This window comes from Clostridium vitabionis, from assembly GCF_015351765.1.
Lineage (GTDB): Bacteria > Bacillota > Clostridia > Lachnospirales > Lachnospiraceae > Clostridium_R > Clostridium_R vitabionis.
Genome location: NZ_JADKQA010000001.1, coordinates 691,603 through 715,425, shown reverse-complemented (window position 1 = coordinate 715,425; position 23,823 = coordinate 691,603). Strand labels below are relative to the sequence as shown.

The following is a 23,823-nucleotide window of genomic DNA, read 5'->3' as shown; positions in this document are numbered from 1 at the left end:
TCACCCCCGCCTACTTTCTCCTGCTGTCCTTATCCCACTTGAGGAGCTGCTCCATATCACGCTCAAGAAACGCGGTGTCGACATTTCCCAGGAGATAATCCGGATGGTGCAGGATGAGATACAGAAAATCGATGTTGGTCTCCACGCCCTCGACCGTCAGTTCCTCCAGGCAGACCCGCATCTTGCGGATCGCCTCGAGGCGCCCCGGCGCGTGTACGATAATTTTCGCGATCATGGAATCATAGAACGGGCTGACCTTTGTCCCGGAGAACATCGCGCTCTCCACGCGGACTCCCATCCCTGCTGGAAAATGCAGGAACCGGATGGTTCCCGGCGACGGCGCAAACCCCTTCTCCGGCGCCTCCGCATTGACCCGGACCTCGATCGTGTGCCCGGACGGACGGATGTCCCCCTGCTTAGCGGTTAGTTCCAGGCCAGCGGCGATCCGGAGCTGTTCCCGGAGGATATCGATGCCCACGGTCATCTCGGTCACAGGGTGTTCCACCTGGATCCTGGTGTTCATCTCGATAAAATAGAACTGGCCATCCCGGTCCAGGATAAATTCGACGGTGCCGGCACTGGTATAGCCGACCGTCTTCGCGGCCTTTACCGCGGCCTTCGCCATCGCGGCTCTCTGGCGCTCGGTAAGGCACCTCGCCGGCGCCTCCTCAATCATCTTCTGGTTGCGCCGCTGCAGCGAGCAGTCGCGCTCACCGAGCTGGATCATGTGGCCCTTGGTGTCCCCGAGGATCTGGAATTCGATGTGCCGCGGGGCGGTGATCAGCTTTTCCAGATAGAGGGAATCATCACCGAACGCCGCGGCCGCCTCCGCCCGTGCTTCCTCAAAGGCGCTCTCGACCTCATCCGGGGCAAAGGCTCTCCGCATCCCCCGGCCGCCTCCGCCCGCGGAGGCCTTGATGAGCACCGGATAACCGATCCGCGCCGCAATCTTCGCTGCCTCCGCCGCGTCCCGGATCAGGCCGTCGGATCCCGGAACCACCGGAACCCCGCTGCGCTTCATCAGCGCCCGGGCACTCTGCTTGTCCCCCATCTGGCGGATCACCTCCGGGGCTGGCCCGATGAACGGAATCCCGGCATCCCGGCACATCTCGGCGAAATCCGCATTTTCCGAGAGTAGGCCGTAGCCGGGATGAATGGCGTCGCAGTGCCTCGCCTTGGCCGCCTCGAGGATCGACGGGCCGTTCAGGTAGCTGAGGTCGGCCCTCGCCGGGCCGATGACGACACATTCGTCGGAAAATGTTGCCGGCAGAGAATCCTTGTCCTCCTCCGAGCAGGCGAGGACGGTCTCGATGCCCATCTCATGGCAGCAGCGGATAATCCGCATCGCGATCTCGCCGCGGTTGGCAATCATAATACGCTTAAACATGCCTTATTCTCCAAACCGCATCAGCGGTTCCCGGTATTCGCAGAACTTCCCGTCCTCTGCCAGAACCTCCAGGATCGTGCCATCGCAGGGGGCTTTCACCTCGCTGACCATCTTCATGGCTTCCATGAGGGCGACCGTCTGTCCTTTTTTCACCTTCTGCCCCGGCTCCACGATCGGAGCATCCCCCTCCTTCGCCGCGCGGTGGAACACCCCGGCAAGAGGGGCCGTAAGCACCGTGCCGGAGATTTCCCCGCGGGAGGGCGCTTTCTCCCCCGCGGGATCCGGATTCCCGGCAGGAAGATTTCCCGCCGCGGCGCCCGGATGACTGGCCGGAAGACTTCCTGCCAAGGCGCCCTCGCCGGCGGTCATCGTCTCGGCGCGCCCGGACTTGGCCGGGGAGATCCGGGATCCTGCCGGAATATCTTCCGCGCTGCTTCCCATCGCGGTAAAGGAGAGCTCCTGCTCCCCATCCCTGACCTTCATCCTGGCCAGGCCGGACTTTGCAAATGCGTCCATCAGCTCCTCGATGGCCTTTTCCGTGAGCTCCATCACCGGTCTCCGTTTTTCACGATATAGCGGACGATATCGCCGACGGTCTTGATATTCGGCAGCTCCTCATCCGGGATCGTGATGCCGTACTTCTCCTCAAGCGCCATGGTCAGCTCAACCACGTCCAGGGAGTCGGCCTGCAGGTCGTCCGCGAAGCTGGAATCCATCGTGACATCACCGTCAAACTGCAGGGTGTCGACAACCATCGCCTTGACATCTTCAAAAATCTTCTTCTCGTCCATTGTTGGCCTCCGAATATAGTTCAATATATTTAGTTAAATGTTCTAGCAGATTTTACGTTACGAATCCGGGTTTGTCAAGAAAAAAATGTCAGTCTCCTGCTGGCTGCAAGAGACTGACGTGAGAAAATTGTTTGATTATTCGCCGAGAATGGCTCCCTCCTGCCCTCGGACAGGCTTTTTGTCCAATTCTGCGGAATGTCGGTTCCGGCATGCACCGAGCTCTGCGAGAAGCCTTTCTTTATCTCTCTGCAGATATCCCTGCATCCGGACAACGTTAGACGGATGCAGCCCAAAGAAAAAGCTGTAATCCAGTGTGAGATGATGAAGGAGACATTCCTCCTCATCAAGATAGCCGCCGATCGTGTTCTCCACGAAAGCGCCACTCTCTATCTCGTCATAGAGCCGACAGCCGGGTTCCGTGTGGACTGTCCCGGTAAAAATCAGGGATGGGTTTGTCTTATTCATGAGCTCTGCCGTGGCTTCCGCATTTTCCCGCCAGAGCCCCGCCCCTGCCAAGCCGAGGATAAGATTCGCACTGTAATCTATGCCCGCATTTCTCAGGCGGTAAAGCTCGTATTCCGCTTCCTCTGCCGTATATCCCTTGTTCATCCGCCGGAGAGCCTCATCAAGCCCGCTCTCGACGCCGATATTCAACTCGTTGATACCGAAGCTTCGAAGTTCACGGAGTTCTTCGTCACTTTTCGTCCGGATGTTCAGCACCGAGGCATACATGGCAATAGTGCTGACCCTCGGGAGGATCCGGTGGATGGCTTCCGCGATCTGTGAAAGACGGTCTGCGCCAAGAACGAAAGCATCGCCATTTTCCAGAAAGACCCGATCTGCCTCGGGTCGGATTTCCGCTGCCAGCCGGAGCTGATCTTCCACCTGGCTTTCCGGCAGAACGCGGAAGGGGACATCCTTATACATCGTACAGAAGGAGCAGCAGTTGTGGGAGCATCCGCAGGTTGCCTCAACAAGCAGAGAATCCGCCTCAAAGGGCGGACGGTAGATAAGGTTTCCCATTTTACTCCTCTTTCGTTTTGCCCACCTGGTCTGCATTTTGGAGACCACGGCTTTTCTTTGCGGGATCCAGATCGTCCTTCTTCAGTTCTTCCAGAATGATCTCGAGAGAACGGTGGAAATATCCCCTCTCCTCCGGCGTCATTGCCTGGCGGACGCGGTCCAGAACCTCCGAGACATAACTGGTACTGATATTATAATAGTCGAGATATTTCTGGGTGACCTGAAGGTAATACTCTCTCTTGTCTTCCCTGGACTGGACCTTCGTCAGATAGCCCTTCTGGATCAGGTTGTTGATCTTATAAGCGGCATTGGGCGACGAAATCTGGATAAAATTCGCGAACTCGTTGACCGTCGGATTCTTCATCGCGTAAATCACTTCCATGCAGAAGGTTTCCACTGTGGTGAGCGACGCCTCCCGGTTGCTGAATTTGTGGAAAACTGCCCGGTAAAAATGCATTTTGAAATCGGTATACACCTTCTCAAATAGTTCTTCCGTGTCGTCTGTCGTCTTCATGCTGCCCTCCGAAAGTCTTTTGATTTTCCTGGCACAATCCGGCTCCTTGTGCCGATATGTGCTGAACAGTTTCATTTTAACCTGTTTTTTGTAGTAATTCCACAATTAAGCAAAATTTAACATCTCGGAGGAATGATTCGCGCTACTGTTCAGTGCATGCTGGGGAAAGAGCATCTATGCGCGCCAGGATGGCGGCGGACCGCCTCCTGTGGTATAATTTCCACAAACCCACAACACGCAAAAAAGGAATACTGTCATGATGAAGAGAAAATGGAAATTGTTCGGCCTTGCGCTGGCGGCTGCCTGTCAGCTTCTCTCCTGCTCACCGGCTTCCCGCACAGCCGCGTCGCTGCCGCCGTCCCTGGAGAGCACCGCCGAAGTCATGCAAGGCTCCGCGGAGCTTTCTTCCGACGCCTCCGCTTTGGCCTCCACGGAAACCGCGCCGGAGACAGCTGCCGAAACTTACGCAGAAACTGCCCAATCAGCCGCCACCTCACCGAAGTCCCTCAGCTCAGCGGATTTTCCAGCCTACAGCGGTGCCGCGCAGACCGTCTACAACGGCAATAAGCCGCTGTTCTCGGAAGCGGACTTCACCTTCGGGTCTGGGACAAGCCTCTCCCCGCTGGATTCCCTCGGGCGCTGCGGGACCGCGATGGGGATTCTCTCCCCGACCACGCTGCCCACGGAGAAGCGGGGAAGCATCGGCATGGTGAAACCTGCCGGCTGGCACACCGTCAAGTATGCCGGGATCGACGGGAACTACCTGTATAACCGCTGTCACCTGATCGCCTACGAGCTCTGCGGGCTGAACGCGGAGCCGAAGAACCTGATCACCGGCACCCGCTATCTCAATGTCCAGGGCATGCTCCCCCTGGAAAATGAGACCACCGATTATATCCGCCGGACCGGGAATACCGTCCTCTACCGGGTGACCCCAATCTTCGACGGCGATAACCTCGTCGCCTCCGGCGTTCTCATGGAAGGGGCATCCGCCGGCGACGGCGGTGCGGATTATTCCTTCTGTGCCTACTGCTACAACGTCCAGCCCGGAATCACGATCAACTACGCGGACGGGTCGAGCAGCGGTCCGGAATTTACCGGAAGTGACAGCGGAAGCTCCAAAAACTCCGGCGGGAATACCGGGAGTGGAAATTCCGGATCCGCGTCGGGTGCCGCCGCGGGCGCTGTGTCCGCCGGAGGCGCCGCTGCCGCAGGGGCCGCCGCTTCGGGAAATGCGGCGGACAGCGCCCAGGATTATGTGCTGAACACCAATACCAAAAAATTCCACTATCCGTCCTGCAGCTCCGTGGAGGACATGAAACCGAAAAACCGGAAAGATGTCCATGAGAGCCGCGACAAGATCATCGCGGACGGATACAAGCCCTGCAAGAGATGCAACCCCTGACCGCAGCACGAAAAAAAGAAAGCCTCCAGACCACATGGTTCACCGGTATCTGCCGAAAAGAAAAACCCGCCCGGGATCTTCCCCGGACGGGTTTTTCTCTCGAAAGCTCCATTTTCGAAGCTCTCGCCTGATCACGATTTTGTTTTATCTCCCAGGATCTCCAGCGACCGGTAGATTGCCGCGGCATTGAACCCGTTGCCGAACCCGCCGCTGTGCAGGTTCTCCATCACCTCGCCGATCGGCATCCAGCGGTAATCCAGATTTTCCGTCTCATCCAGCTGCTGGCCGGTGACCTTGCGAAGGCCTTCCGCCAGGAAGCAGTGCGCCTTATTGTCCGAGTAGGCGGCATTGATCGTGAGATCAAAGAGATGGCGAAAGGCTTCCGCCTCGTAGCCGGTCTCTTCCCGGAGCTCGCGGCGGGCGGCCGCAAGGGGATCCTCCCCCGCCTCGATCATCCCGGCGGGCATCTCGGGCAGGACCCTTCCGATGCCCATCCGGTACTGGCTGACCGTGAGCAGGTTCATTTCCCGGTCAAACGCGCAGACTACGGCGAAATCCGGCCGGTACTCGCTGTAGAACGGTTCAATCAGCGCGCCGTTCTGCTGGCGGTAGATCCCCTCATCGACGCGGAGCCACTTGCAGTCGATCACTGTCTTCCGGGAGACGACTTCCCAGGGCTTTAATTCCTTCATCGTGCCCCCGATCAGGCATTGAACTCCTCAGCGAGTTCCAGCGTATACTCCTCATTCAGCTTCCGGCAGACAGCGACAAAGGTATCCAGCGGGATGTCGTGCAGCTGGCGGTTATTGCCGCGGATGTTGACGGAAACCGTATTTTCCTGCGCTTCCTTATCGCCGACAACCAGGATGTAGGGATCCTTGTAGTTCTTGTAGGCCTTGATCTTCTCCTTCATGTTGTGGTCGGTATAGTCCACCTCGGTGCGGATGTGGGCCTTGCGGAGCGCGTCAACGACCTTCTTCGCATACTCGTTGTGCTCGGTGCGGATCGGGACAACGCCGACCTGGTACGGGGACAGCCAGAACGGGAAAGCGCCCTTGAAGTTCTCGATCAGGATGCCGATAAATCTCTCCATCGAGCCGAAGATCGCGCGGTGAATCATGACCGGCATCTTCTGCGAACCGTCCTGCGCCACATACTTGCAGTCAAAGTTCAGCGGAAGCTGGAAATCCAGCTGGATGGTGCCCATCTGCCACTCGCGGCCGAGAGCATCCCTCATCTTGAGGTCGATCTTCGGGCCGTAGAAGGCGCCGTCGCCCTCGTTGATCTCATAATTGCCCTCGCCGTACTTATCGTCCAGGATCTTCTTGAGGTCAGCCTCAGCCTTATCCCACACCGCGATATCGCCCATGTAGTCATCAGGCCTTGTGGAGAGCTCCGCCTTGTAGGTCAGCCCGAAGGTCCCATAGATCTGGCCGGCGATATCCATGATGTCGCCGATCTCGGAAGCGATCTGCTCCTCCGTGCAGAGGATGTGCGCATCATCCTGGCGGAACATCTGGACGCGGAAGAGGCCGTTCAGCTCACCGGACTTCTCCTTCCGGTGAATGACATCCACCTGGTTGATGCGGACCGGGAGCTCCTTGTAGGAGCGCAGCGATCTCTTGTACACCAGGATCGCGTTCGGACAGTTCATCGGCTTCGCAGCGTAGTAATCGCTCTCGTCCTCCTTCTCGCCCGGGATGATGAACATATTTTCCTTATAGTGCCCCCAGTGGCCGGAGGTCGCCCAGAGCTTCTGGTTGTTGATCACCGGCGCGGCAATCTCGGTATAGCCGTGCTCCTCGTGGATCCCTCTCCAGAACTCAAGCAGGGCGTTGAAGGTCTTCCAGCCTCTCGGCAGCCAGTACGGCATGCCCGGAGCGCTCTCGTCAAACATGAAGAGATCGAGCTGCGGCCCCAGCTTCTTGTGGTCGCGTTCCATGGCCTCCTGGAGAAGCTTCATGTGCTCCTTCAGCTCCTCCTTGCTCGGGAAGGCGTACACATAGATTCTCTGCATCATGTCCCGATGCTCGTCACCTCTCCAGTAAGCGCCGGAGACAGACTTGATCTTGAAGGCAGCACCCAGAAGATCCTCAGAGTTCTCCACGTGCGGCCCGCGGCAGAGGTCAACATAGTCATCGCCGGTATAGTAGACCGTGATCTTCTCATCCTCAGGAAGCTCCTCGATGAGCTCGGTCTTATATTTCTGATCCTTGAAAATGTCCAGCGCCTCCGCCTTGGAGACTTCCTTGCAGGTCCATTTTTCCTTCCGCTTCAGGATCTCATGCATCTTGTTCTCGATGGCCGGGAAATCATCCTTATTCAGCGTTCTCGGCAGGATAAAATCATAATAGAAGCCGTCCTCGATCTGCGGGCCGATCGCGTACTGCACGTTCTCCTTGCCGAAAATCTCGATGACTGCCTTCGCCAGGATATGGGCGAGGCTGTGACGGTAAATGTCCTTGTACTCTTCTTTGACCATAATGGATTCTTCCTTTCCTGGATCTCGGATTCCGGAGACTTCCCTGCGCTCTCCCTGGAAAATGTCCCGGCCGCCGTGGGAAATGCCAAGGCAGCTCCCGGAAATTTCCCGGATACGCAAAAAGTCCCCGGGATCACAACTGTAGGATCCCAGGGACGCAAATCTTCGCGCGGTTCCACCCTGATTGCCGCCGGAGGCGGCCACTTCGTTCGACGATAACGGAGTCACCGGATTTTCGAAAGCCTCTCGGAGGTGGTTGCGGATGATCCGGTGCGGGCGCTCTCAGCACGGCCAAGGCCGGCGTCCTTCTCTTTCATGTTCACATTCCGCTCTTCTCGTCACAGAGTTCACTTTATCAAATCATGCGGATTATAACGCGGGTCTTTCCAAATGTAAAGGCTTTCCGGAAAAATTTATTGTAACCGCCCATATACCTGCATCCCGCGAGGCCTTACTTTGCCCGATGGGCCAATTATTCCTGCTCGTCCCAATTGGTGTAGGTCGCCTGGACATCGTCATCCTCGTCCAGGATATCCAGGATCCGCTGGATCTTCTTCTTCGCCTCATCGTCCGGAAGCGTCACGTAATTCTGCGGGATCATCGTGATATCGGCATCCGCCATCGGGATGCCTTCCTTCTCGAGCGCCTCGCGCACGGAGGAGAAATCATCGGGGGAGGTGATGATCTCATAGTCATCCTCATTCTCGGAGAAATCCTCAGCGCCGGCGTCCAGGGCCTTCATCATCAGGTCATCCGGATCGAGGTCGCACTCCTCCTTGTCGATGATGATCTGCCCTTTCCTGTCGAACATGAAGGACACGCTGCCCGGGGTGCCGACGTTGCCGCCGCCCTTGGAAAATGCCGCGCGCACGTTGGCAGCCGTGCGGTTCTTGTTGTCCGTCAGGGCATCGACGATGATCGCCACGCCGTTCGGGCCGTAGCCTTCGTAGGTCAGATTCTCATAGTTCACCGAATTGGCATCGCCTGCCGCCTTCTTGATTCCGCGGTCAATGGTGTCGTTCGGCATATTTGCCGCCTTTGCCTTGGCAATGACATCACGGAGCTTGCTGTTGCTTGCAGGATCCGCGCCGCCCTCCTTAACCGCGACGGCAATCTCACGGCCGATGACCGTAAAGACCTTGCCCTTAGCGGCGTCATTTTTCTCCTTCTTGTGCTTGATATTCGCGAATTTAGAATGTCCAGACATAACAGAAGCTCCTTTAACTAGAATAACTTTTCCATCACAATGGATAACTGTCCGGCACATACGGCGGGTCAGAACAGTTACCACAATACTTAATTGTATCACCAGGCGGCAGTAATGACAAGAACCCTTGCAAAATTTTCGCAGCTGTCCGCTAACCGCCGGTTACTGTTCAGCACACGCCTGGTGAGCTGTGGGGTTTGAACAGCAGCAAATCCCCGCTTCAGGCGCCCTTCTCCGCGCCCTCGCCGTCCGCGTCCGCCTTCGGCAGGTGCTGGCGGCGCTCCGCCGGAAGTGCCGTCATATTCCGGATCACCCGGTTCTTCACCAGGTGGACACGGAAGACCCAGCCCAGCGCGGCGATCACCGGCTGCTCCCCATCCTCGGGGATCCTGTCGAGCCGGGAGATCAGAAATCCGCTGATCGTCTCGAAATTGTCGAGATCCTCCTCGTCGAATTCGACATCGAGCGCCTGGGCGACATCCTCGAGGGAGGCCATCCCGTCGATCACAAAGCTCCCGTCCGGCCGCCTCGTGATCAGGCTCTCCTCTTCATCATACTCGTCCTCGATATTGCCGACAATCTCCTCAAGGACGTCCTCCATCGAGATCAGTCCGGACGTCTGCCCGTACTCGTCGATCACGATGACCATGTGGATCTTATCCTTCTGCATCTGATGGAACAGCTTGTCGATCTTCCTGGTCTCGGGGATGAAGTGGGACTGCCGAAGCAGCCCCGGGATATCCCTGAGCCGCTTTGTCCGGTTTCTCTGCACCTCGCTGAATTGGAGCACATCCCGGATATGCAGGACGCCGACGATATTGTCGATATTCTGCCGGTAGACCGGCAGGCGGGATTTATTCGACTGGTTCAGGATAAAATCCACCGCCTCGTTGAGCGTAAGCTCCTGGTCGAGCGCGACAATATTCTTCCTGTGGGTCATGATATCGCCGGCTTCCTTCTCGTCAAGCTCGAAGACGTTGTTCACCATCTCCGCCTCGCTGTCCTTGAGAAGGCCCTGCTCATGTCCCTCGCTGACCATCAGGCGGATGTCGTCCTCGGTGACCTTCTCCTCATCGGCGTCCGGGTCAATGGAAAACATGCTGAGAATCCCCCGGGAAAAGAAGGAAATGCACCGGTGAAGCGGGGTCGTGACCGCGATGAGCGCCAGCACCGGGCCATAGAGCCTACGGCACCAGCTCTCCGGCGAATTCGCAGCGCATTTCCGCGGGATGACAACGGAGAGGCTGACGAGCAGCACCAGGAATACAAAAAGGCCGAGGACGAGAAGCACGAGCCTGACCGCGATCTCACCGGAAGCGCCGTCCAGGATCCTATGAAAAATGATGTGCGCCACGCGGAAAATAGCCGCGCCGGCCACCAGGGTGACCGCGCCGGATGCCGCGTGGAGTGTCCCGATAAACCTGCCCGGATTTTCCAGCATCCCGAGCATTTTCCCGGCAAACTCATCCCCCTCGTCCGCCTTCCCGGCAATCTCCTTCTGGTTTAAATTCTGCATCGCGGAGCCGAAGCCATAAAGAATCCCATTCACCAGAAGGAAAATGAGGACGATGGCGGTCTCCAGCGGCAGCAGCCTGTCTGTCATAACAGTTCTCCTTATCTTCAGCGCATCAGGTAATCCGTGATCTCCCGGGCGAGGATCGAGTGCTCGCCCCGGGCTTCCCCGGCCATTCTTCCTGCCCTCCCGTGAATGTAGACGCCAAGGCAGGCGGCATCATCTTCGCTCAGGCCCAGCGCGGTCAGCGCGGCGATGACACCGGTCAGGACGTCCCCGGAGCCGCCCTTGGCCATCGCGCTGCTCCCGCTGTCAGAGAGGACGGTCTTCCCATCATGTCGCGCGATCACGGTCACCGCGTCCTTGAGCACGCAGATGATCCCCTTCTCGTCGCTGAGGTTCCGGGCGGCAGCGACGGGATCCGCCTTGATCTCCTCCGGGTCGAGGCCGGTGAGCCGGGACATTTCCCCGATATGCGGCGTGACAATCACATTCTCGGTGAAAAACTCCATGAGGTGCGGATACTCGGCGATCGCGTTCAGCCCGTCGGCATCCACGATGATCGGCACGTAGGCGGCCAGGAAAATGCTCTCCGCGAGCTTTTCGACGTGCCGCCCCTTTCCCAGGCCCGGCCCGAGCACGATCGCATCCGCCCAGGCACATTCCTTCTCGATCCGGTCCCGGAAATCCTCCGGCTCGTCGACACAGAGCTCCGGATCATAGGCGGAGATCAGGGCTTCCGGGAGGAGCTGCTGGAGAATCGGGAGATTTTCCCTCTCTGTCAATATTTTGACAAGGCCGGCGCCGGTGCGGTACGCGGCGAGGGCGGAGAAATAGGCCGCCCCGCACATCCCCGCGGAACCCGCGGCAATCAGGATCCTGCCGTAGCTTCCCTTGTGGGAATCCGGTTTCCGCTTCGGAACCCGAAGAAGATCCTCCGGCCCCATGGCAAAACACGGCGTGCCGGCGAAAGTATCGTCATCCGGGAAGCCGATATCCCGGACCACCGTTTTTCCCGCGGCACTCCGCCCCGGAAAGAGGAAGGTGCCGAGTTTTTCCAAACCGAAGGTGACCGTGATCTCCGCCCGGACAGCCGTCCCCAGAATGGCGCCGGTCGCGGAATCCACCCCGGAAGGAATATCCACCGCGATGACAAACGCCCGCTCCCGCCGGTTCAGCCAGTCTACCGCCGCCGCGTAATCTCCGCCGACTTCGCGGGAGAGCCCGACACCGAACAGGGCATCGACGGCAAGGGCAAAGTCATCCGCACATTTTCCCGAGGCGGCAAAATCTTCCCAGGGCACCGGGAACACGCCGAGCTTCCCAAGAATCCTCAGCTGGGCATTCATCTCCTCTGTCCGGTGATCCGGGTTTCCGACAGCGACCAGGGTGACGGACATTCCGCGGAGATGCCACATTCTCGCCATCGCCGCGCCGTCCGCCCCGTTGTTCCCGCTCCCGGCGATCACCGCGACGCGGCTGCCGCGGGTAAGCTCCTGCCCGCGGGCCTTGAGCTCCCGCTCTGTCTCAGAGACAGCCGCGAGCGCTGCCCGCTCCATCAGCACAAGCGACGGGATTCCGATCTCCCGGATGGCGTGAGCGTCGATCTCTTTCATCTGCTTCCCGGTCACCAGTTTTCTCATGGCTCATCCTCCTCCACCAGCTGTTCCGCCACCGCGATCGCGGCGGCAATCTCCGCAGTGTCCGTGATGGAGACGTGGATCCTCGCGGCACCAATCTTATCCGCCCTCTCCTTCGCGCCCCCCTTAAGTACAGTGTAAGGCTTTCCCAGGGGATCGCGCAAGACCTCAATGTCGCCCGGCCCGAAACCGCGGAACCCGGTGCCGAGCGCCTTCGCCACGGCCTCCTTGACGGCAAAACTGCCGGCGAGCACGGAAATCCTGTCCCCGGCCTGCCGGCATTCGTTCTCCGTGAAGACACGCCTGCGGAAATGTTCGCTTCCGCAGGCTTTCTTCACCCGTTCAATTTCTACTTCATCCAACCCGATTCCAACAATCCTGCTCATTCCGGTCACCGGTCCGCTGTCTTCTCTTTCTGCATGCGCTCCTGCAGGTTGGTCGCCCGGTAGGAAAGGCGCATCAGGCTCTCGGACAGGTGCACATTCTCCACCACCACGTCATCCGGAACCTGCAGGTCGATATGGGCAAAGTTCCAGATCGCCTTGATCCCGCAGCTGACCAGCCGGTCGGCGACCGCCGGCGCCTTCGACTTCGGCAGGGTGAGCGCGGCAATCTGAACCTCATTATGCCGGAGAAAATCCTCAAGCTCATCCACCGGCATGATCTTCACGCCGCGGATCTCCAGGCCAACCAGGCGCGGATTGACATCGAACATTCCCTTGAGCAGGAAGCCCCTCTTCTCAAAATTCGTGTAATTCGCGATCGCCTGGCCAAGATTGCCCGCGCCGATGATAATCAGGTTATGCTGGCGGTCAATGCCCAGAATCTTGGCAATCTCCCGGTACAAAAATTTGACATTGTATCCATAGCCCTGCTGCCCGAAGCCGCCAAAATTGTTAAGATCCTGACGAATCTGGGAAGCGGTCACATTCATGAGGAGGCTCAGCTCCTTCGATGAAATCCTCTCCACGCCCTCCTCCATGAGCTCCCCGAGATAGCGATAATACCGGGGAAGGCGGGAAATCACTGCTTTTGAGATTTCTTTTTTCTGCTGCACGATGATGCATCCCTCTCTGTCGCCGAAGAAATCCTTCGGATGTTAAAAATTCTACATACAATTATACCCGCCTGTCAAATTTGTGTCAATATGCCTGCCAGCAGCCGCGCGGAGAAAATTCACCGAAAATTCACTTATGCAGATATGGTTTCCATGATATAAAAAGAGCCATGAAACTGTTCACCAGAAATCCATGGTAAGTTTAATGGAGGTACCTCACATGAGAACATTTTCCTGCAAATTATCCTCCCTTGTCCTCGCCGGTACACTTGCTGCCGCCTCGCTCGCCGGCTGCTCCTCCGGAAGTGGCGCCGAGACATCCCCGTCATCAGAGGCAGGCATCGTGGCAGAAAGCACGCAGAGTACGGATTCTAGTACCGCTTCCGGCAAAAATGAGCCCGGTGGCAGGCAGGGCGCCATTGGCGAAAATTTTGGCGGAGGCGGAGGCGGCGCCGCTCTTGACAAGTCCTCAGACCTGGAGCTCCAGGATATGATCTCGGCAGTCAGCGGCAGCTTCACCCAGGACACCTACACGGACGGGAACTCCGGTCTCTCCGTCCCCTACAACATCTATGTTCCGGACGGTTATGCCGGGGACAGCACAGCGCCGATCATATTCTTCATCGGCGACGCAACCACGGCGGGCAACAGCATGGAATATTCCCTGACCCAGGGCTGGGGTGGCATCGTCTGGGCCTCTGATGCCGTGCAGTCGAAGGAAAAGTGCATCGTCGTCACCCTCGTCTTCCCCGAGGTCATCCTGGATGACCATGACGGCTACCAACTGACCGATTACGTCGGCCTGGTTCCGGACATCGTGACCTCCGTCACCGAGAAGTACGGGGCTGACCCCGACCGCATCTACGGGACAGGGCAGTCGATGGGCGCAATGACCACGCTCTACACTGCCGCGCAGAATCCTGACCTTTATGCCGGTGTCCTCATCGTCGACGGGCAGTGGGACATCAGCACCCAGAAAGGTATTGAGAATGTCAATTTCCTCTATGTTACGGCAGGCGGTGATCAAAGTGCCACCGACGGGCAGAAGGAAGTCAAGGATATGCTGAAGGCGGATGGCGTCGCCTACTCGGAAGTGGCTGGCCTTGACGCCTCGCTCGCCGATTCTGCTGACACGAAGTCCCAGCTTGAGGATGCCGTCAGCGCAATGCTCGCCGAGGGAAATTCCCACAACTTCATCACCTGGGAAGCTGGCTCAGTGCTCAAGAGGTATGGCGGCACCGGCATGGAACACATGGCTTCCTTCGACTATGGTTACAAGCTGGCATCTGTGCGTGACTGGCTTCTCGCCCAGTCCAAGTAAGGCGCCCGGTCAAAGTATCGTTCCAAGTCCAAGCAAGACCGGAAGAATACAAGAAATCCCCGCGGAGGCCATAACTGCCCCGGTGGGGATTTTTCATTCATATGCAGAGCACTTGGCAATAACCAGCCACTTAACGAGGACAAGCGAAAGCGCAGTCCGAGTTTAGTGGAGTGGCTATCCGCGGAGCGGGGCGCGGGTCCAGCGGGCGAAGCGCGAGTTTAGTGCGAGCTATGCGAATTTGCCTGCGATCTAAAACTATTCAGACGTTCCCATCTGTCCCGGCGTATCTGCCGTCCGGCGTCCTTCTCGAAACCCACATGGCGCCGCTCGACGGGTCAAAATAATAAACCCGCCCGTTCACCCGCTGGTAGCCGGTCATCATGGCACCCCTCGTGCCGTCGGAAACCGGATTCAGGTAGTACCAGACATTCTTCTGGGTGTCGTGGAGCCATCCGGTCTGCATGGCGCCCTTGGTGCCGTCGGAAACCGGATTCAGGTAATACCAGCGTCCGCCGTCGCTGATCCAGCCGGTCAGCATATAGCCGCGGTCGCCGAGGTAATACCAGGCACCGTTTACCTGCCGCCAGGAATTCATCACGGCACTGCCATTTTCCAGATAGCGCCAGCCTGCGCTATCCTGGCTCCACCCGTTGGTGTGGCTCTCCTTAGCCGGCCCGCTGCCGGATGCCTGCGATGTGTTATTCGCGGTCACATCCTCGCCGGTGAGGGTCTCTGTCCCCCGGTATACCTTATTTGACGCGATCGTAATCGAATCGGAAGATTCGCTCCACCCGCTCTTCACGTTATTTGCGGCATTGACCGCCTGCACGCGGAACTTGTAGCTGCCTGTCTGCGTCATGCCCGGATAGAGGTCGCAGGAGGTCTTCTTTGTGGAAATCGTCGCCACCTGGGTGCTCCCGCGGTACAAGCGCACATTGTAATAGGTGGCGCCGGTCACCTTGTCCCACTTCGCGGTTTTTCCGTCCCAGTCGATGCCGTCCGGATCCTCCAGGTCGCTGATATAGGCCTTCAGGCGGAGACGGATCACGACCTTGCTGTCGCTCCGGCTGGATACCGACTTGCTCTCCACATATTTCGTCCCGTCGATCTTGATATCGTCCGCGGAAATCTTGCCGAACTTGTACTTATCCTTGTCCGAGATCTCACAGGTGACACGGATCGTGGCATTTTTGCCGTATTCCCATCTCTTGCCGCTCGCGAACTCCACATCGAAGCTGTAGAGGTCACGGCTGTCATCGCTCGTGATCAGCCGGTCGAGGCCGTCCTCCTCGATAGAATCGTCCTCCTCGTCAAAATCCGAGGAATCCATGTTGATCTTGATCTTGATCGACGTAATCTTTTTCTTGCTGCTGGAGCTGGCTGCGAAGGAGACCATGCACATGGAAAATGCCGCGATGATCACCAGAGCCGTCAGCGCAATTCTCCTGAACCACTTCTTCATCTCTTCCTCCCTGCTGTGGCCGGAAAAGGCCGGCCGTTTTCTTTTCCAGATACTACAATTTTATCATGGGAAAAGGATAGCCGGCCGGCCGCACCATTACATTTTGTTTACATTTCGCTGTCTGTTTTATCGGAAGTAGGCAACTCCGGCTTTAAAAATGTTCATGTCGCTGCTGTACTTGATATTCCGGAAGGTACCGTCAACCGATCTCTCCGGATGTCCCATCTTGCCGAAGATCCGTCCGTCCTCGCTCGTGATGCCCTCAATCGCCATGACGGAGCCGTTCGGGTTCCAGTCCTCATCCATCGTCGCGTTGCCAGACGGGTCAACATACTGTGTCGCTACCTGGCCGTTCCTGAACATCCGGTCAATCCACTCGGGGCTTGCGACGAAGCGGCCCTCGCCGTGGGACAGGGCGTTCGCGTACACCCGGTCGAAGGAAGCGCCCTGGAGCCACGGGGACTTGTTGGACACCACCTTAAGATAAGCCATCCGGGAAATATGGCGGCCGATGACATTTCTCGCCAGCGTCGGGGAATCGCCCGCCTGCGGACGGATCTCGCCCTCCGGGAGAAGGCCGAGCTTCACCAGCGCCTGGAATCCGTTGCAGATGCCGAGGATCAGGCCATCCCTGTTCTTGTAGAGGTCTTCCACGGCCTCCTTGAGTTCCGGATTGCGGAACACTGTGGCGAAGAATTTCGCGGAGCCGTCCGGCTCATCACCGCCTGAAAAACCGCCCGGGAACATCAGGATCTGGGACTTCGCGATCGCTTCCCGGTATGCCGCAACCGATTCCCGGATATCCTCCGCGTTCCGGTTGCGGAAGATCCCCACGATGGTATTCGCACCTGCCCGCTCAAACGCGCGCGCGGAATCCACCTCGCAGTTCGTTCCGGGCATCGCCGGGATGAAGACAGTCGGCTTCGCCACCTTATGCCGGCAGAGATAAATGTTCTCCGTCCGGAAGGTCTCGCTGCGGACTGCCGTCTCCGGGGCGTTCGTGTGGGTCGGGTATACCTTTTCGAGCGTGCCGGTCCAGGCGCTCAATGCCTCCGCCATCGTGATCTCCGCCCCGGCAAAGGTGAACTTCTTCTCAGCCGTCACCTCGCCGATGACCTCGCCGCCGGCCTTGAGATCCTGCGCATTCTCCGGGGAAACCTCAACCACGATATTGCCCCAGGACGGCGCGAAGAATTCTTCCTTGGACAGGGTATCCGCAATCGTTACGCCGAGCTGGTTGCCGAACGCCATCTTCGCCAGGGACTCGGCAAGGCCGTGGGCACCGACCGCATAGGCAGCTGCGATCTTTCCGTCACCCACATCCTCATAGATTTTTCCGTAGAGATCCATGATCTGCGCAAAATCCGGAAGGTCGTTCTCATCCCTGCGGACGCGGAAATAGACCAGCTTATCCCCGGCTTTCTTGAATTCCGGCGTCACCACGTGGCGTTCGTCGGACATATCCACAGCGAAGGAAACCAGCGTGTTCGGGACATTCCTCTCGCCGTCCTCATCCTCAAAGGAACCGGACATACTGTCCTTTCCGCCGATGGAAGCGAGGCCGAGATCCATCTGTGCCTGGTACGCTCCGAGCAGGGCGGAGAGCGGTGCGCCCCAGCGCGCCGGATCCTCCGTCATCTTCTTGAAATACTCCTGGAAGGTGAAATGGATCTTCCGGTAATCGCCGCCGTTCGCGACAATCTTCGCCATGGAATCCAGGACCGCATACTGGGCGCCGTGGTACGGACTCCAGTTGGAAAGATACGGGTCATACCCGTAGGCCATCATGGACACCGCGTCGCACTTGTGATTTCCGGTCGGAAGCTTCGCCAGCATCGCCTGGGACTCGGTCATCTGGAAGAGCCCGCCGTAGGGCATCTCCACTGTCGCCGCGCCGATCGTGGAGTCGAACATTTCCACAAGGCCCTTCTGCGAGCAGACATTGAGATTTTTCAGCGTATCCAGCCACTTTTCGCGGACATTGTCCACCTTCTCCGTGCGGCGGAACGGGCTGTCCGCCTTCGCGGGCGCCTCCACCGTAACGCCGGTCTCCTGGTGGGCACCGTTCGTGTTCAGGAAGGCGCGGCTGATGTCAACGATTTTCTTTCCTCTCCAGGTAAGGACAAGGCGCGGATCCTCCGTAACCACAGCGACCGGAACCGCCTCGAGGTTCTCCTCGGCGGCGTAAGCCAGCATCTTGTCCACATTCTCCGGGGCGACCACAAGGGCCATTCTCTCCTGGGATTCGGAGATCGCAAGCTCCGTGCCGTCAAGGCCGGCATACTTCTTCGGCACCTTGTCCAGGTCAACCTTAAGCCCGTCCGCGAGCTCGCCGATCGCGACGGAGACACCGCCGGCACCGAAATCGTTGCACTTCTTGATCAGGAGGCTGACCTCCGGGCGGAAGAACAGGCGCTGCAGCTTCCTCTCGGTCGGCGCGTTCCCCTTCTGGACCTCAGCACCGCACACATCGATCGACTCCTCGGTGTGCGCCTTGGAGGAGCCGGTCGCGCCGCCGATCCCGTCACGGCCGGTGCGGCCCCCGAGCAGGATGATGACATCCCCCGGGTCGGAATTTGCGCGAATCACATTCTTTCTCGGGGCGGCGGCGATCACCGCGCCGAGCTCAAGGCGCTTGGCGACAAAATCCGGATGATAGATTTCCTTCACATAACCCGTGGCAAGGCCGATCTGGTTACCGTAGGAGCTGTATCCTCTCGCGGCATCGCGGCAGAGCTTTCTCTGCGGGAGCTTGCCATGGAGCGTCTCGCTCATCGGCTTCGTCGGGTCAGCCGCGCCGGTGATGCGCATCGCCTGGTAGACATAGGTACGGCCGGAGAGCGGGTCACGGATCGCGCCGCCAAGGCAGGTCGCGGCGCCGCCGAAGGGCTCGATCTCGGTCGGGTGGTTATGGGTCTCGTTCTTGAAGTTTAAGAGCCACTCCTCGACCTTGCCGTCGATCTCCACCGGGATCACGATGGAGCAGGCATTGATCTCGTCAGACTCCTCCTGGTCGGTGAGCTTTCCCTCTTTTTTGAGTTTCTTCGCCGCCAGGCAGGCGATATCCATCAGGCAGATATATTTGCCGGTACGGTTTTTATAGATTTCGCGGTGATCCCGGACATAGGTCTCCCAGGATTTCTCGATTGGCTCGCTGAGGTCTCCGCCGGTGAAGCTGACATCCTTGAGCTCCGTCGCGAATGTCGTGTGACGGCAGTGGTCAGACCAGTAGGTATCCAGGACACGGATCTCGGTGATCGTGGGGTTACGCTTCTCGTCATCCCGGAAGTAATCCTGGATAAACCGGAAATCCTTGAAGGTCATGGCAAGATTCAGCGAATCATAAAGCTTCCGGAGCGCATCCTCCGCCATCGAGGTAAAGCCGTCCATGACGGCGACGTCCGCAGGCGCACTGAACTTCTGGATCAGCGTCTCAGGCTTCTCCCCCTTATCCTCGCGGGAATCTACGGGGTTGATGCAGAGCAGCTTCACCGCCTCCAGCTGGGCGTCGGTGAGCTCCCCGGACAGGACATAGGTCGTCGCGGAGCGGATGACCGGTTCCTCATCATCCTTGAGAAGCTTCACGCACTGTTCCGCGGAATCCGCGCGCTGGTCAAACTGTCCCGGCAGGAATTCTACCGTGAAGATGTGGTCTCCCGGTGCAGACGGGAAATTTTCCTCGTAAACCTGGTCTACGGGCGGTTCCGAGAAGATGGTGGAAAGTGCCTGCCGATAGACCTCGTCCGAGACATTTTCGATGTCGTAACGGATGAGCCTTCTTGTCTTCGTCACCGTGCTGATGCCGAGATAGCTGCGAATCTGCTCATCCAGGTCTTTCGCGAGAACGGCAAACCCCGGTTTTTTCTCGACATATACCCGCCTTACGCTCATAACAACTTCCTGCCTTTCTTCCGGTATGCCCGGACATTCAAGTCTTCTGATCTCTGTCCGAAAAACGCCGATGGGAACAAGCGCCCCGAACCAAGATGGATTCCCTGGGATGATGGGAAAACAATTGAGTTTTCGTCAACATAGTAGCATAAAACAAAGGTCAAAAAAAGAAAAAAATGAAACAGTTCAGCACAAGCGAAGCTTCGCGAGATGTGGGGCTGAACTGTTCAGACGAGCTTCTTCCCCCGAAGCTCCCCCAGGTGATCCACCCGGTTGAGCTCCAGGATCCTCCCCTCCTCGGTCGCGTAATCGTAGGAAATCCGGGAAATGCTGGCATTTTCCACAATAATCTCCCGGTGTTCTGACGCATTCCGGAGCAGCCAGTCAAAGATGTATTCCAGAACCGCGCCGTGCGCCGTGATGACTGCCGAGGAAAACGGCGTTTTCTCCCAGTCCGCGCCGATTTTCTGAAATCCCCGGGATACCCGCTCCCTCACCTCATCGGGAGTCTCGCCGCCGGGCGGCGTGACCGCGGTCGCATTCTGTTTCCAGCGCGCGAAGAGTTCCGGCCATTTTTCCCTGACCTCGTCGAGGGACATGCCCTCCCACTCGCCGAAACTGACCTCCTCAAATTCCCGGAGCGGCGTGACCGGGAGCGGGCCGCCGTCATGAAGGCGGCTGACCGCCCTCGCGGTCTCGAGGGCGCGGGAGAGGTCACTGGAATAGATGGCATCGACCGGAACCTCCCGCATCGCCCTCCCGGCGGCTTCCGCCTGGAGCCTTCCGCGCGCGTTCAGGGGGACATCCGTCTCCCCCTGGATCCTGCGCCCGATGTTCCAGTCTGTCTGCCCGTGACGGATCAGATAAAACTGCATCTCAGCTCCCCTCCCCGTCTTCGTCTTCTTCCGGGTAATCCTTCGCGAGCGGATTGCTGTCGGTGAAGGCGCTGGCATCGATGCCGCTGTCCGCCATATCCTCGGATTTTACGTTCATCGCGTCCAGCATCACCTTCATAATCTCCCGGATTTCCATTTCGGTCATTTTCATCTTATCCGCAAGCTCCGGCACGGTGGGTGCCCGGCCGAGATCCTTCGCCATCGCCTGGGCGACGTCCCGGAGGACGTTAACTCTCGCCCGCACATTCTCGGCAGTCTCCTTCTCCCGCTTCTGGTCAGCGACCGCAGCGAGGATGCCGTCCCGGATCGTTTTCTCCGCGAGCGCGTCAAAATCCCCGCCGGCATATTCGCTGGCCGCCGTCATGAGCCCGATGCTTGCCTCCTGGATGAGGTCGTTCAGCGGAACGCCCTGATGCTCGTATTCTCTTGCAATCTCCAGCGCGCGCGTGAGCTTCCCTTCCACCAGGCGGTCTGCCGCCGCCTTCTTCGCCGCGCCGCCCGCAAGAAGCCTTCGGAGAAGGTCCTTCTCCTCGTCCCCGGTGAGCGGGGCGACAGCCTTAAGCTCCTCGCTGTAGAGGGCAAAGAGATCCTCATCCTTGAGCGCCCTGGCCTCAACAATCTCCTCGTTCTCGGAAAATTCCTGGAGAAATTCCTCCAGCGACTGCTCCCTGTTCTGTTCTGCCATCTGTCTTCCTCCATCTGCTCTATTCCTGTGTCAGGACGATCTTATCATGTTTCGCCCGCGCCGTCCCAAAATTCACGGATTTTTCCAGGAAAATCCGTGAGGGACACGCTTTCGGCGTCGCTCCACTCCTCTGGAAACAGGCTTTTCTCGCTATCTCTCAGGAACCGGCGGTCCAGCAGGAGAATGACGCCGAGATCCCGCGGCGTCCGGATGACCCGCCCCGCGGCCTGCATCACCCTGGTCATCCCGGGGATCTGGAAGGCACAGCGGAAGCCGTCCTTCCCCTGCCCGTCAAAATACTCCCGGAGAAGCCGCTGTTCGGCGTCCGGCGCCATGAGTCCCGTGCCGACCACGCAGGCGCCGATCAGCCGGTTCTCGGCGAGATCGATGCCCTCGGAGAAAATTCCGCCGAGAACGCCCATGCCGACCAGCGTCCTCTCCCGGTTTCCGGCAAATTCCGCCAGAAAGCGCTCCCGCGCCTGCATGTCCATCGTATTTTCCTGAATCTGCAGATCGAAATCCGCCCCCTCTTCCCGGAAAATGCCCGCCACCTTGTCCATAAAGGCATACGAGGGGAAGAACACCAGATAGTTTCCCCTGCGCGCCCCCGCCATCACCCGGATATACGCGGCGATCTTCCGGTATTCCTGGTCCCCGCGGCTCCGGTAGCTGCTCGTCACATCGCCGGCGATGAAGATTTTCCGGTTTTCCCGGGGAAATGGTGACGGGATCCGGATCCCGTAATTCTCCCCGTCACCGCTGAGGAGCTCCCGGTAATAGCCGAGCGGGAGCAGTGTCGCCGAGAAAAAGACCGCGCCGGCCGCCAGGGAGAGGCTCTCGGCAAGCCGCGTAGACGGATTGACGCAGAACAGGCGGAGCCGGATGTCCGCGTGTTCCGAACATACCGCGAGGATCCGGTAGCTCTCATCCAGAAGCTCCGCGGTATCGGCGAATTTGCGGAGCCGGAAGGAAAACTCCAGCACCTCGTCCCGCCCGGGAAATTCCCGGTGGTCGTCGAGAAACTCCCCCAGGCTCAGGGAGAGAAGGCCCGCCGCCCCGGTGACCCGGCCGACGGCCTCCCGGGAGATGGCTGTCCCGCCGGGCGCGGGATCATTGGCCTTGCCAGGGCCGGGTACGCCTCCCTCCCCCGGGAAAAGCGGATGCTCTTCCACGGAAGCCGTCTCTTCCCGCAAAAGCACTGTCTTCCTGAGCTCCAGCAGGGCATCGCGGAGCGCCTCGATCCTCTTTTCCGTCCCGCTCTTCCGATGCCCTTTTCTCCGGAGCGCGGCGATGGTTCTCTCCACCGGCCCCAGCTCATTTTTTCTGATCTCCGCGCTGTACATCTCCCTCGCCCGGCCTGCGAGGTTGTGCGCCTCATCGATCAGGAGCACCGGCTTCCCGCCCGGTTTCCCCGTCGCAAAGAACCGGGACAGCTTTGCCTCGGGATCGAAGGCATAATTATAATCCCCTATGATCCCGTCAGCGAATCCGGCGAGATCCAGAGCCAGTTCATACGGGCAGACCTGGAATCGCTCCCCGAACCGGAGAAGCGCCTCCCGGCCGTACGCGCCCTCCTCCGAGAGGATCGAAAAGATTGCCCGGTTCACCCGGTCGAAATGGCCTTTTGCCCTGGCGCACGCCTCCGGATTGCACTCCGCGTCCGGGAACGGGCAGAGCTTCTCCCGCGCGGCCAGGGTCACCGTCCGGAAATAGAGCCCCCGATCCCGGAGAATGCGGAATGCCTCCTCCGCGGCGAGATTGGTCGTGCTCTTGGCGGTGAGATAAAACACCCGGTCCGCAAGCCCTTCCCCGACGGCCTTGACCGCGGGAAATACGGTGGAAAGGGTTTTCCCGATGCCGGTCGGCGCCTGGACAAAGATCCTTCTCCCGTCGCGGATCGTCCGATAGACCGCGGAAGCCATTTCCCTCTGGCCCTTCCGCCAGGGGAACGGGAACGCGAGCGCACGGAGGGAACGATCCCGCTCACGGATTTCCCTCTCCGCGAGCGCAATCCACGGCGCAAGCTCCTCCATAAGACCCCCGTACCAGCCCGCAAGCTCCGTGCGGGTTCTCACCAGGTCAAAAGAACGCATTTCCCCGCTCTCCAGGTGGCAGTAGGTCATGCGGATCCCCACGGAATCCAGGCTGCGTTCCTCGGCGAGAAAGCAGGCATAGCAGAGCGCCTGGGCGAGATGCACCGGCACCGGCTCCTCCATCCGGGCGATATCCCGGTAGACGCCCTTGATCTCCTCGACCGTGATGACCCCGTCCCGGGTGAAGATCCCGTCAGCCCTCCCCTCACAGACGACCGTGTACTCTCCGGCCTTCGCCGTAAACGACAGGGGAACCTCCGCCGCATAATCCGCCCCGCGGCTGTTCTGGATCTTCCGGTGGATGCGGGAGCCGGCGAGCATGGCGTCATTTCTCGCCTCAACGCTGATCCGCCTGTCGATATCGCCCGACCGGAGAAGGAACTCGACCAGATCCCGCACCGACAGGGCCAGCGTATCTCCCTCCAGTTTTTTCACCATATCTCCCATCTCCGTATC

Annotated in this window: 19 protein-coding genes; 2 read left to right on the top strand and 17 right to left on the bottom strand. The window is 58.9% G+C overall.

Annotation, left to right across the window (positions count from 1 at the left end; genetic code table 11):
* Positions 1–10: 10 nt before the first annotated feature.
* From accC to ISF27_RS02985, 5 genes are all read right to left on the bottom strand, one after another.
* The gene (accC, locus tag ISF27_RS03005; protein WP_194608972.1) at positions 11–1,387 is read right to left on the bottom strand and encodes an acetyl-CoA carboxylase biotin carboxylase subunit; all 1,377 of its coding nucleotides are present in this window, start codon (positions 1,385–1,387) and stop codon (positions 11–13) included.
* A 3-nt stretch (positions 1,388–1,390) separates the two neighbouring features.
* On the bottom strand, positions 1,391–1,936 hold the full coding sequence (locus ISF27_RS03000) for an acetyl-CoA carboxylase biotin carboxyl carrier protein (protein ID WP_194608970.1): 546 nt from the start codon (positions 1,934–1,936) through the stop codon (positions 1,391–1,393).
* Entirely contained in the window at positions 1,936–2,178 is a 243-nt protein-coding gene (acpP, locus tag ISF27_RS02995; protein WP_194608968.1) for an acyl carrier protein, read from the bottom strand. Before acpP ends, ISF27_RS03000 begins: the two co-directional genes overlap by 1 nt.
* A gap of 135 nt (positions 2,179–2,313) precedes the next feature.
* A complete protein-coding gene (locus tag ISF27_RS02990) occupies positions 2,314–3,201 on the bottom strand; it encodes a radical SAM protein (protein WP_194608966.1) in 888 nt (295 codons plus the stop codon).
* 1 nt (position 3,202) lies between these two features.
* Positions 3,203–3,715 (bottom strand): MarR family winged helix-turn-helix transcriptional regulator, encoded by a 513-nt coding sequence (locus tag ISF27_RS02985; protein ID WP_194608964.1) that lies wholly within the window; start codon positions 3,713–3,715, stop codon positions 3,203–3,205.
* Between the two features lie 256 nt (positions 3,716–3,971).
* Between ISF27_RS02985 and ISF27_RS02980 the strand changes: the two genes are divergently transcribed.
* Positions 3,972–5,120, top strand: a complete 1,149-nt coding sequence (locus ISF27_RS02980; protein ID WP_235985996.1) for a DNA/RNA non-specific endonuclease — start codon at positions 3,972–3,974, stop codon at positions 5,118–5,120.
* A gap of 131 nt (positions 5,121–5,251) precedes the next feature.
* Here the strand turns inward: ISF27_RS02980 and ISF27_RS02975 are convergent, their stop codons facing one another.
* From ISF27_RS02975 to ISF27_RS02945, 7 genes are all read right to left on the bottom strand, one after another.
* The gene (locus ISF27_RS02975; RefSeq protein WP_194608962.1) at positions 5,252–5,812 is read right to left on the bottom strand and encodes an NUDIX hydrolase; all 561 of its coding nucleotides are present in this window, start codon (positions 5,810–5,812) and stop codon (positions 5,252–5,254) included.
* Positions 5,813–5,823: 11 nt separating this feature from the next.
* Positions 5,824–7,602, bottom strand: a complete 1,779-nt coding sequence (gene thrS, locus ISF27_RS02970; protein WP_194608960.1) for a threonine--tRNA ligase — start codon at positions 7,600–7,602, stop codon at positions 5,824–5,826.
* A gap of 472 nt (positions 7,603–8,074) precedes the next feature.
* A complete protein-coding gene (locus tag ISF27_RS02965; RefSeq protein ID WP_194608958.1) occupies positions 8,075–8,809 on the bottom strand; it encodes a YebC/PmpR family DNA-binding transcriptional regulator in 735 nt (244 codons plus the stop codon).
* A gap of 220 nt (positions 8,810–9,029) precedes the next feature.
* Positions 9,030–10,412 carry a hemolysin family protein gene (locus ISF27_RS02960; RefSeq protein WP_194608955.1) on the bottom strand — a complete coding sequence of 461 codons (1,383 nt, stop codon included), beginning with the start codon at positions 10,410–10,412 and terminating at the stop codon, positions 9,030–9,032.
* A gap of 17 nt (positions 10,413–10,429) precedes the next feature.
* Entirely contained in the window at positions 10,430–11,965 is a 1,536-nt protein-coding gene (locus tag ISF27_RS02955; protein ID WP_194608953.1) for an NAD(P)H-hydrate dehydratase, read from the bottom strand.
* Positions 11,962–12,348 (bottom strand): holo-ACP synthase, encoded by a 387-nt coding sequence (gene acpS / locus ISF27_RS02950; RefSeq protein ID WP_194608950.1) that lies wholly within the window; start codon positions 12,346–12,348, stop codon positions 11,962–11,964. Before acpS ends, ISF27_RS02955 begins: the two co-directional genes overlap by 4 nt.
* 5 nt (positions 12,349–12,353) lie before the next feature.
* Entirely contained in the window at positions 12,354–13,019 is a 666-nt protein-coding gene (locus ISF27_RS02945) for a redox-sensing transcriptional repressor Rex (RefSeq protein WP_194608948.1), read from the bottom strand.
* A 220-nt stretch (positions 13,020–13,239) separates the two neighbouring features.
* On the opposite strand from ISF27_RS02945, the gene ISF27_RS02940 reads away from it, so the two are divergent.
* On the top strand, positions 13,240–14,340 hold the full coding sequence (locus ISF27_RS02940; protein ID WP_194608945.1) for a carboxylesterase family protein: 1,101 nt from the start codon (positions 13,240–13,242) through the stop codon (positions 14,338–14,340).
* 259 nt (positions 14,341–14,599) lie between these two features.
* On the opposite strand, the gene ISF27_RS02935 is transcribed toward ISF27_RS02940, so the two are convergent.
* From ISF27_RS02935 to ISF27_RS02915, 5 genes are all read right to left on the bottom strand, one after another.
* The gene (locus tag ISF27_RS02935; protein WP_194608943.1) at positions 14,600–15,802 is read right to left on the bottom strand and encodes a fibronectin type III domain-containing protein; all 1,203 of its coding nucleotides are present in this window, start codon (positions 15,800–15,802) and stop codon (positions 14,600–14,602) included.
* Positions 15,803–15,928: 126 nt separating this feature from the next.
* Positions 15,929–19,693: a phosphoribosylformylglycinamidine synthase gene (locus ISF27_RS02930; protein WP_194608941.1), complete on the bottom strand. Its 3,765-nt coding sequence runs from the start codon at positions 19,691–19,693 to the stop codon at positions 15,929–15,931.
* A 227-nt stretch (positions 19,694–19,920) separates the two neighbouring features.
* The gene (locus ISF27_RS02925) at positions 19,921–20,568 is read right to left on the bottom strand and encodes a histidine phosphatase family protein (protein ID WP_194608939.1); all 648 of its coding nucleotides are present in this window, start codon (positions 20,566–20,568) and stop codon (positions 19,921–19,923) included.
* A 1-nt stretch (position 20,569) separates the two neighbouring features.
* The gene (locus tag ISF27_RS02920; RefSeq protein ID WP_194608937.1) at positions 20,570–21,274 is read right to left on the bottom strand and encodes a sigma-70 domain-containing protein; all 705 of its coding nucleotides are present in this window, start codon (positions 21,272–21,274) and stop codon (positions 20,570–20,572) included.
* 44 nt (positions 21,275–21,318) lie between these two features.
* Positions 21,319–23,805 (bottom strand): ATP-dependent DNA helicase, encoded by a 2,487-nt coding sequence (locus tag ISF27_RS02915; protein ID WP_194608935.1) that lies wholly within the window; start codon positions 23,803–23,805, stop codon positions 21,319–21,321.
* Positions 23,806–23,823: the final 18 nt, after the last annotated feature.

What these genes read in the sequence shown, in the direction of transcription:
- accC (WP_194608972.1), bottom strand. Translation starts at nt 1,387, where the DNA reads ATGTTTAAGCGTATTATGATTGCCAACCGCGGCGAGATCGCGATGCGG.
- ISF27_RS03000 (WP_194608970.1), bottom strand. Translation starts at nt 1,936, where the DNA reads ATGGAGCTCACGGAAAAGGCCATCGAGGAGCTGATGGACGCATTTGCA.
- acpP (WP_194608968.1), bottom strand. Translation starts at nt 2,178, where the DNA reads ATGGACGAGAAGAAGATTTTTGAAGATGTCAAGGCGATGGTTGTCGAC.
- ISF27_RS02990 (WP_194608966.1), bottom strand. Translation starts at nt 3,201, where the DNA reads ATGGGAAACCTTATCTACCGTCCGCCCTTTGAGGCGGATTCTCTGCTT.
- ISF27_RS02985 (WP_194608964.1), bottom strand. Translation starts at nt 3,715, where the DNA reads ATGAAGACGACAGACGACACGGAAGAACTATTTGAGAAGGTGTATACC.
- ISF27_RS02980 (WP_235985996.1), top strand. Translation starts at nt 3,972, where the DNA reads ATGATGAAGAGAAAATGGAAATTGTTCGGCCTTGCGCTGGCGGCTGCC.
- ISF27_RS02975 (WP_194608962.1), bottom strand. Translation starts at nt 5,812, where the DNA reads ATGAAGGAATTAAAGCCCTGGGAAGTCGTCTCCCGGAAGACAGTGATC.
- thrS (WP_194608960.1), bottom strand. Translation starts at nt 7,602, where the DNA reads ATGGTCAAAGAAGAGTACAAGGACATTTACCGTCACAGCCTCGCCCAT.
- ISF27_RS02965 (WP_194608958.1), bottom strand. Translation starts at nt 8,809, where the DNA reads ATGTCTGGACATTCTAAATTCGCGAATATCAAGCACAAGAAGGAGAAA.
- ISF27_RS02960 (WP_194608955.1), bottom strand. Translation starts at nt 10,412, where the DNA reads ATGACAGACAGGCTGCTGCCGCTGGAGACCGCCATCGTCCTCATTTTC.
- ISF27_RS02955 (WP_194608953.1), bottom strand. Translation starts at nt 11,965, where the DNA reads ATGAGAAAACTGGTGACCGGGAAGCAGATGAAAGAGATCGACGCTCAC.
- acpS (WP_194608950.1), bottom strand. Translation starts at nt 12,348, where the DNA reads ATGAGCAGGATTGTTGGAATCGGGTTGGATGAAGTAGAAATTGAACGG.
- ISF27_RS02940 (WP_194608945.1), top strand. Translation starts at nt 13,240, where the DNA reads ATGAGAACATTTTCCTGCAAATTATCCTCCCTTGTCCTCGCCGGTACA.
- ISF27_RS02935 (WP_194608943.1), bottom strand. Translation starts at nt 15,802, where the DNA reads ATGAAGAAGTGGTTCAGGAGAATTGCGCTGACGGCTCTGGTGATCATC.
- ISF27_RS02930 (WP_194608941.1), bottom strand. Translation starts at nt 19,693, where the DNA reads ATGAGCGTAAGGCGGGTATATGTCGAGAAAAAACCGGGGTTTGCCGTT.
- ISF27_RS02925 (WP_194608939.1), bottom strand. Translation starts at nt 20,568, where the DNA reads ATGCAGTTTTATCTGATCCGTCACGGGCAGACAGACTGGAACATCGGG.
- ISF27_RS02920 (WP_194608937.1), bottom strand. Translation starts at nt 21,274, where the DNA reads ATGGCAGAACAGAACAGGGAGCAGTCGCTGGAGGAATTTCTCCAGGAA.
- ISF27_RS02915 (WP_194608935.1), bottom strand. Translation starts at nt 23,805, where the DNA reads ATGGTGAAAAAACTGGAGGGAGATACGCTGGCCCTGTCGGTGCGGGAT.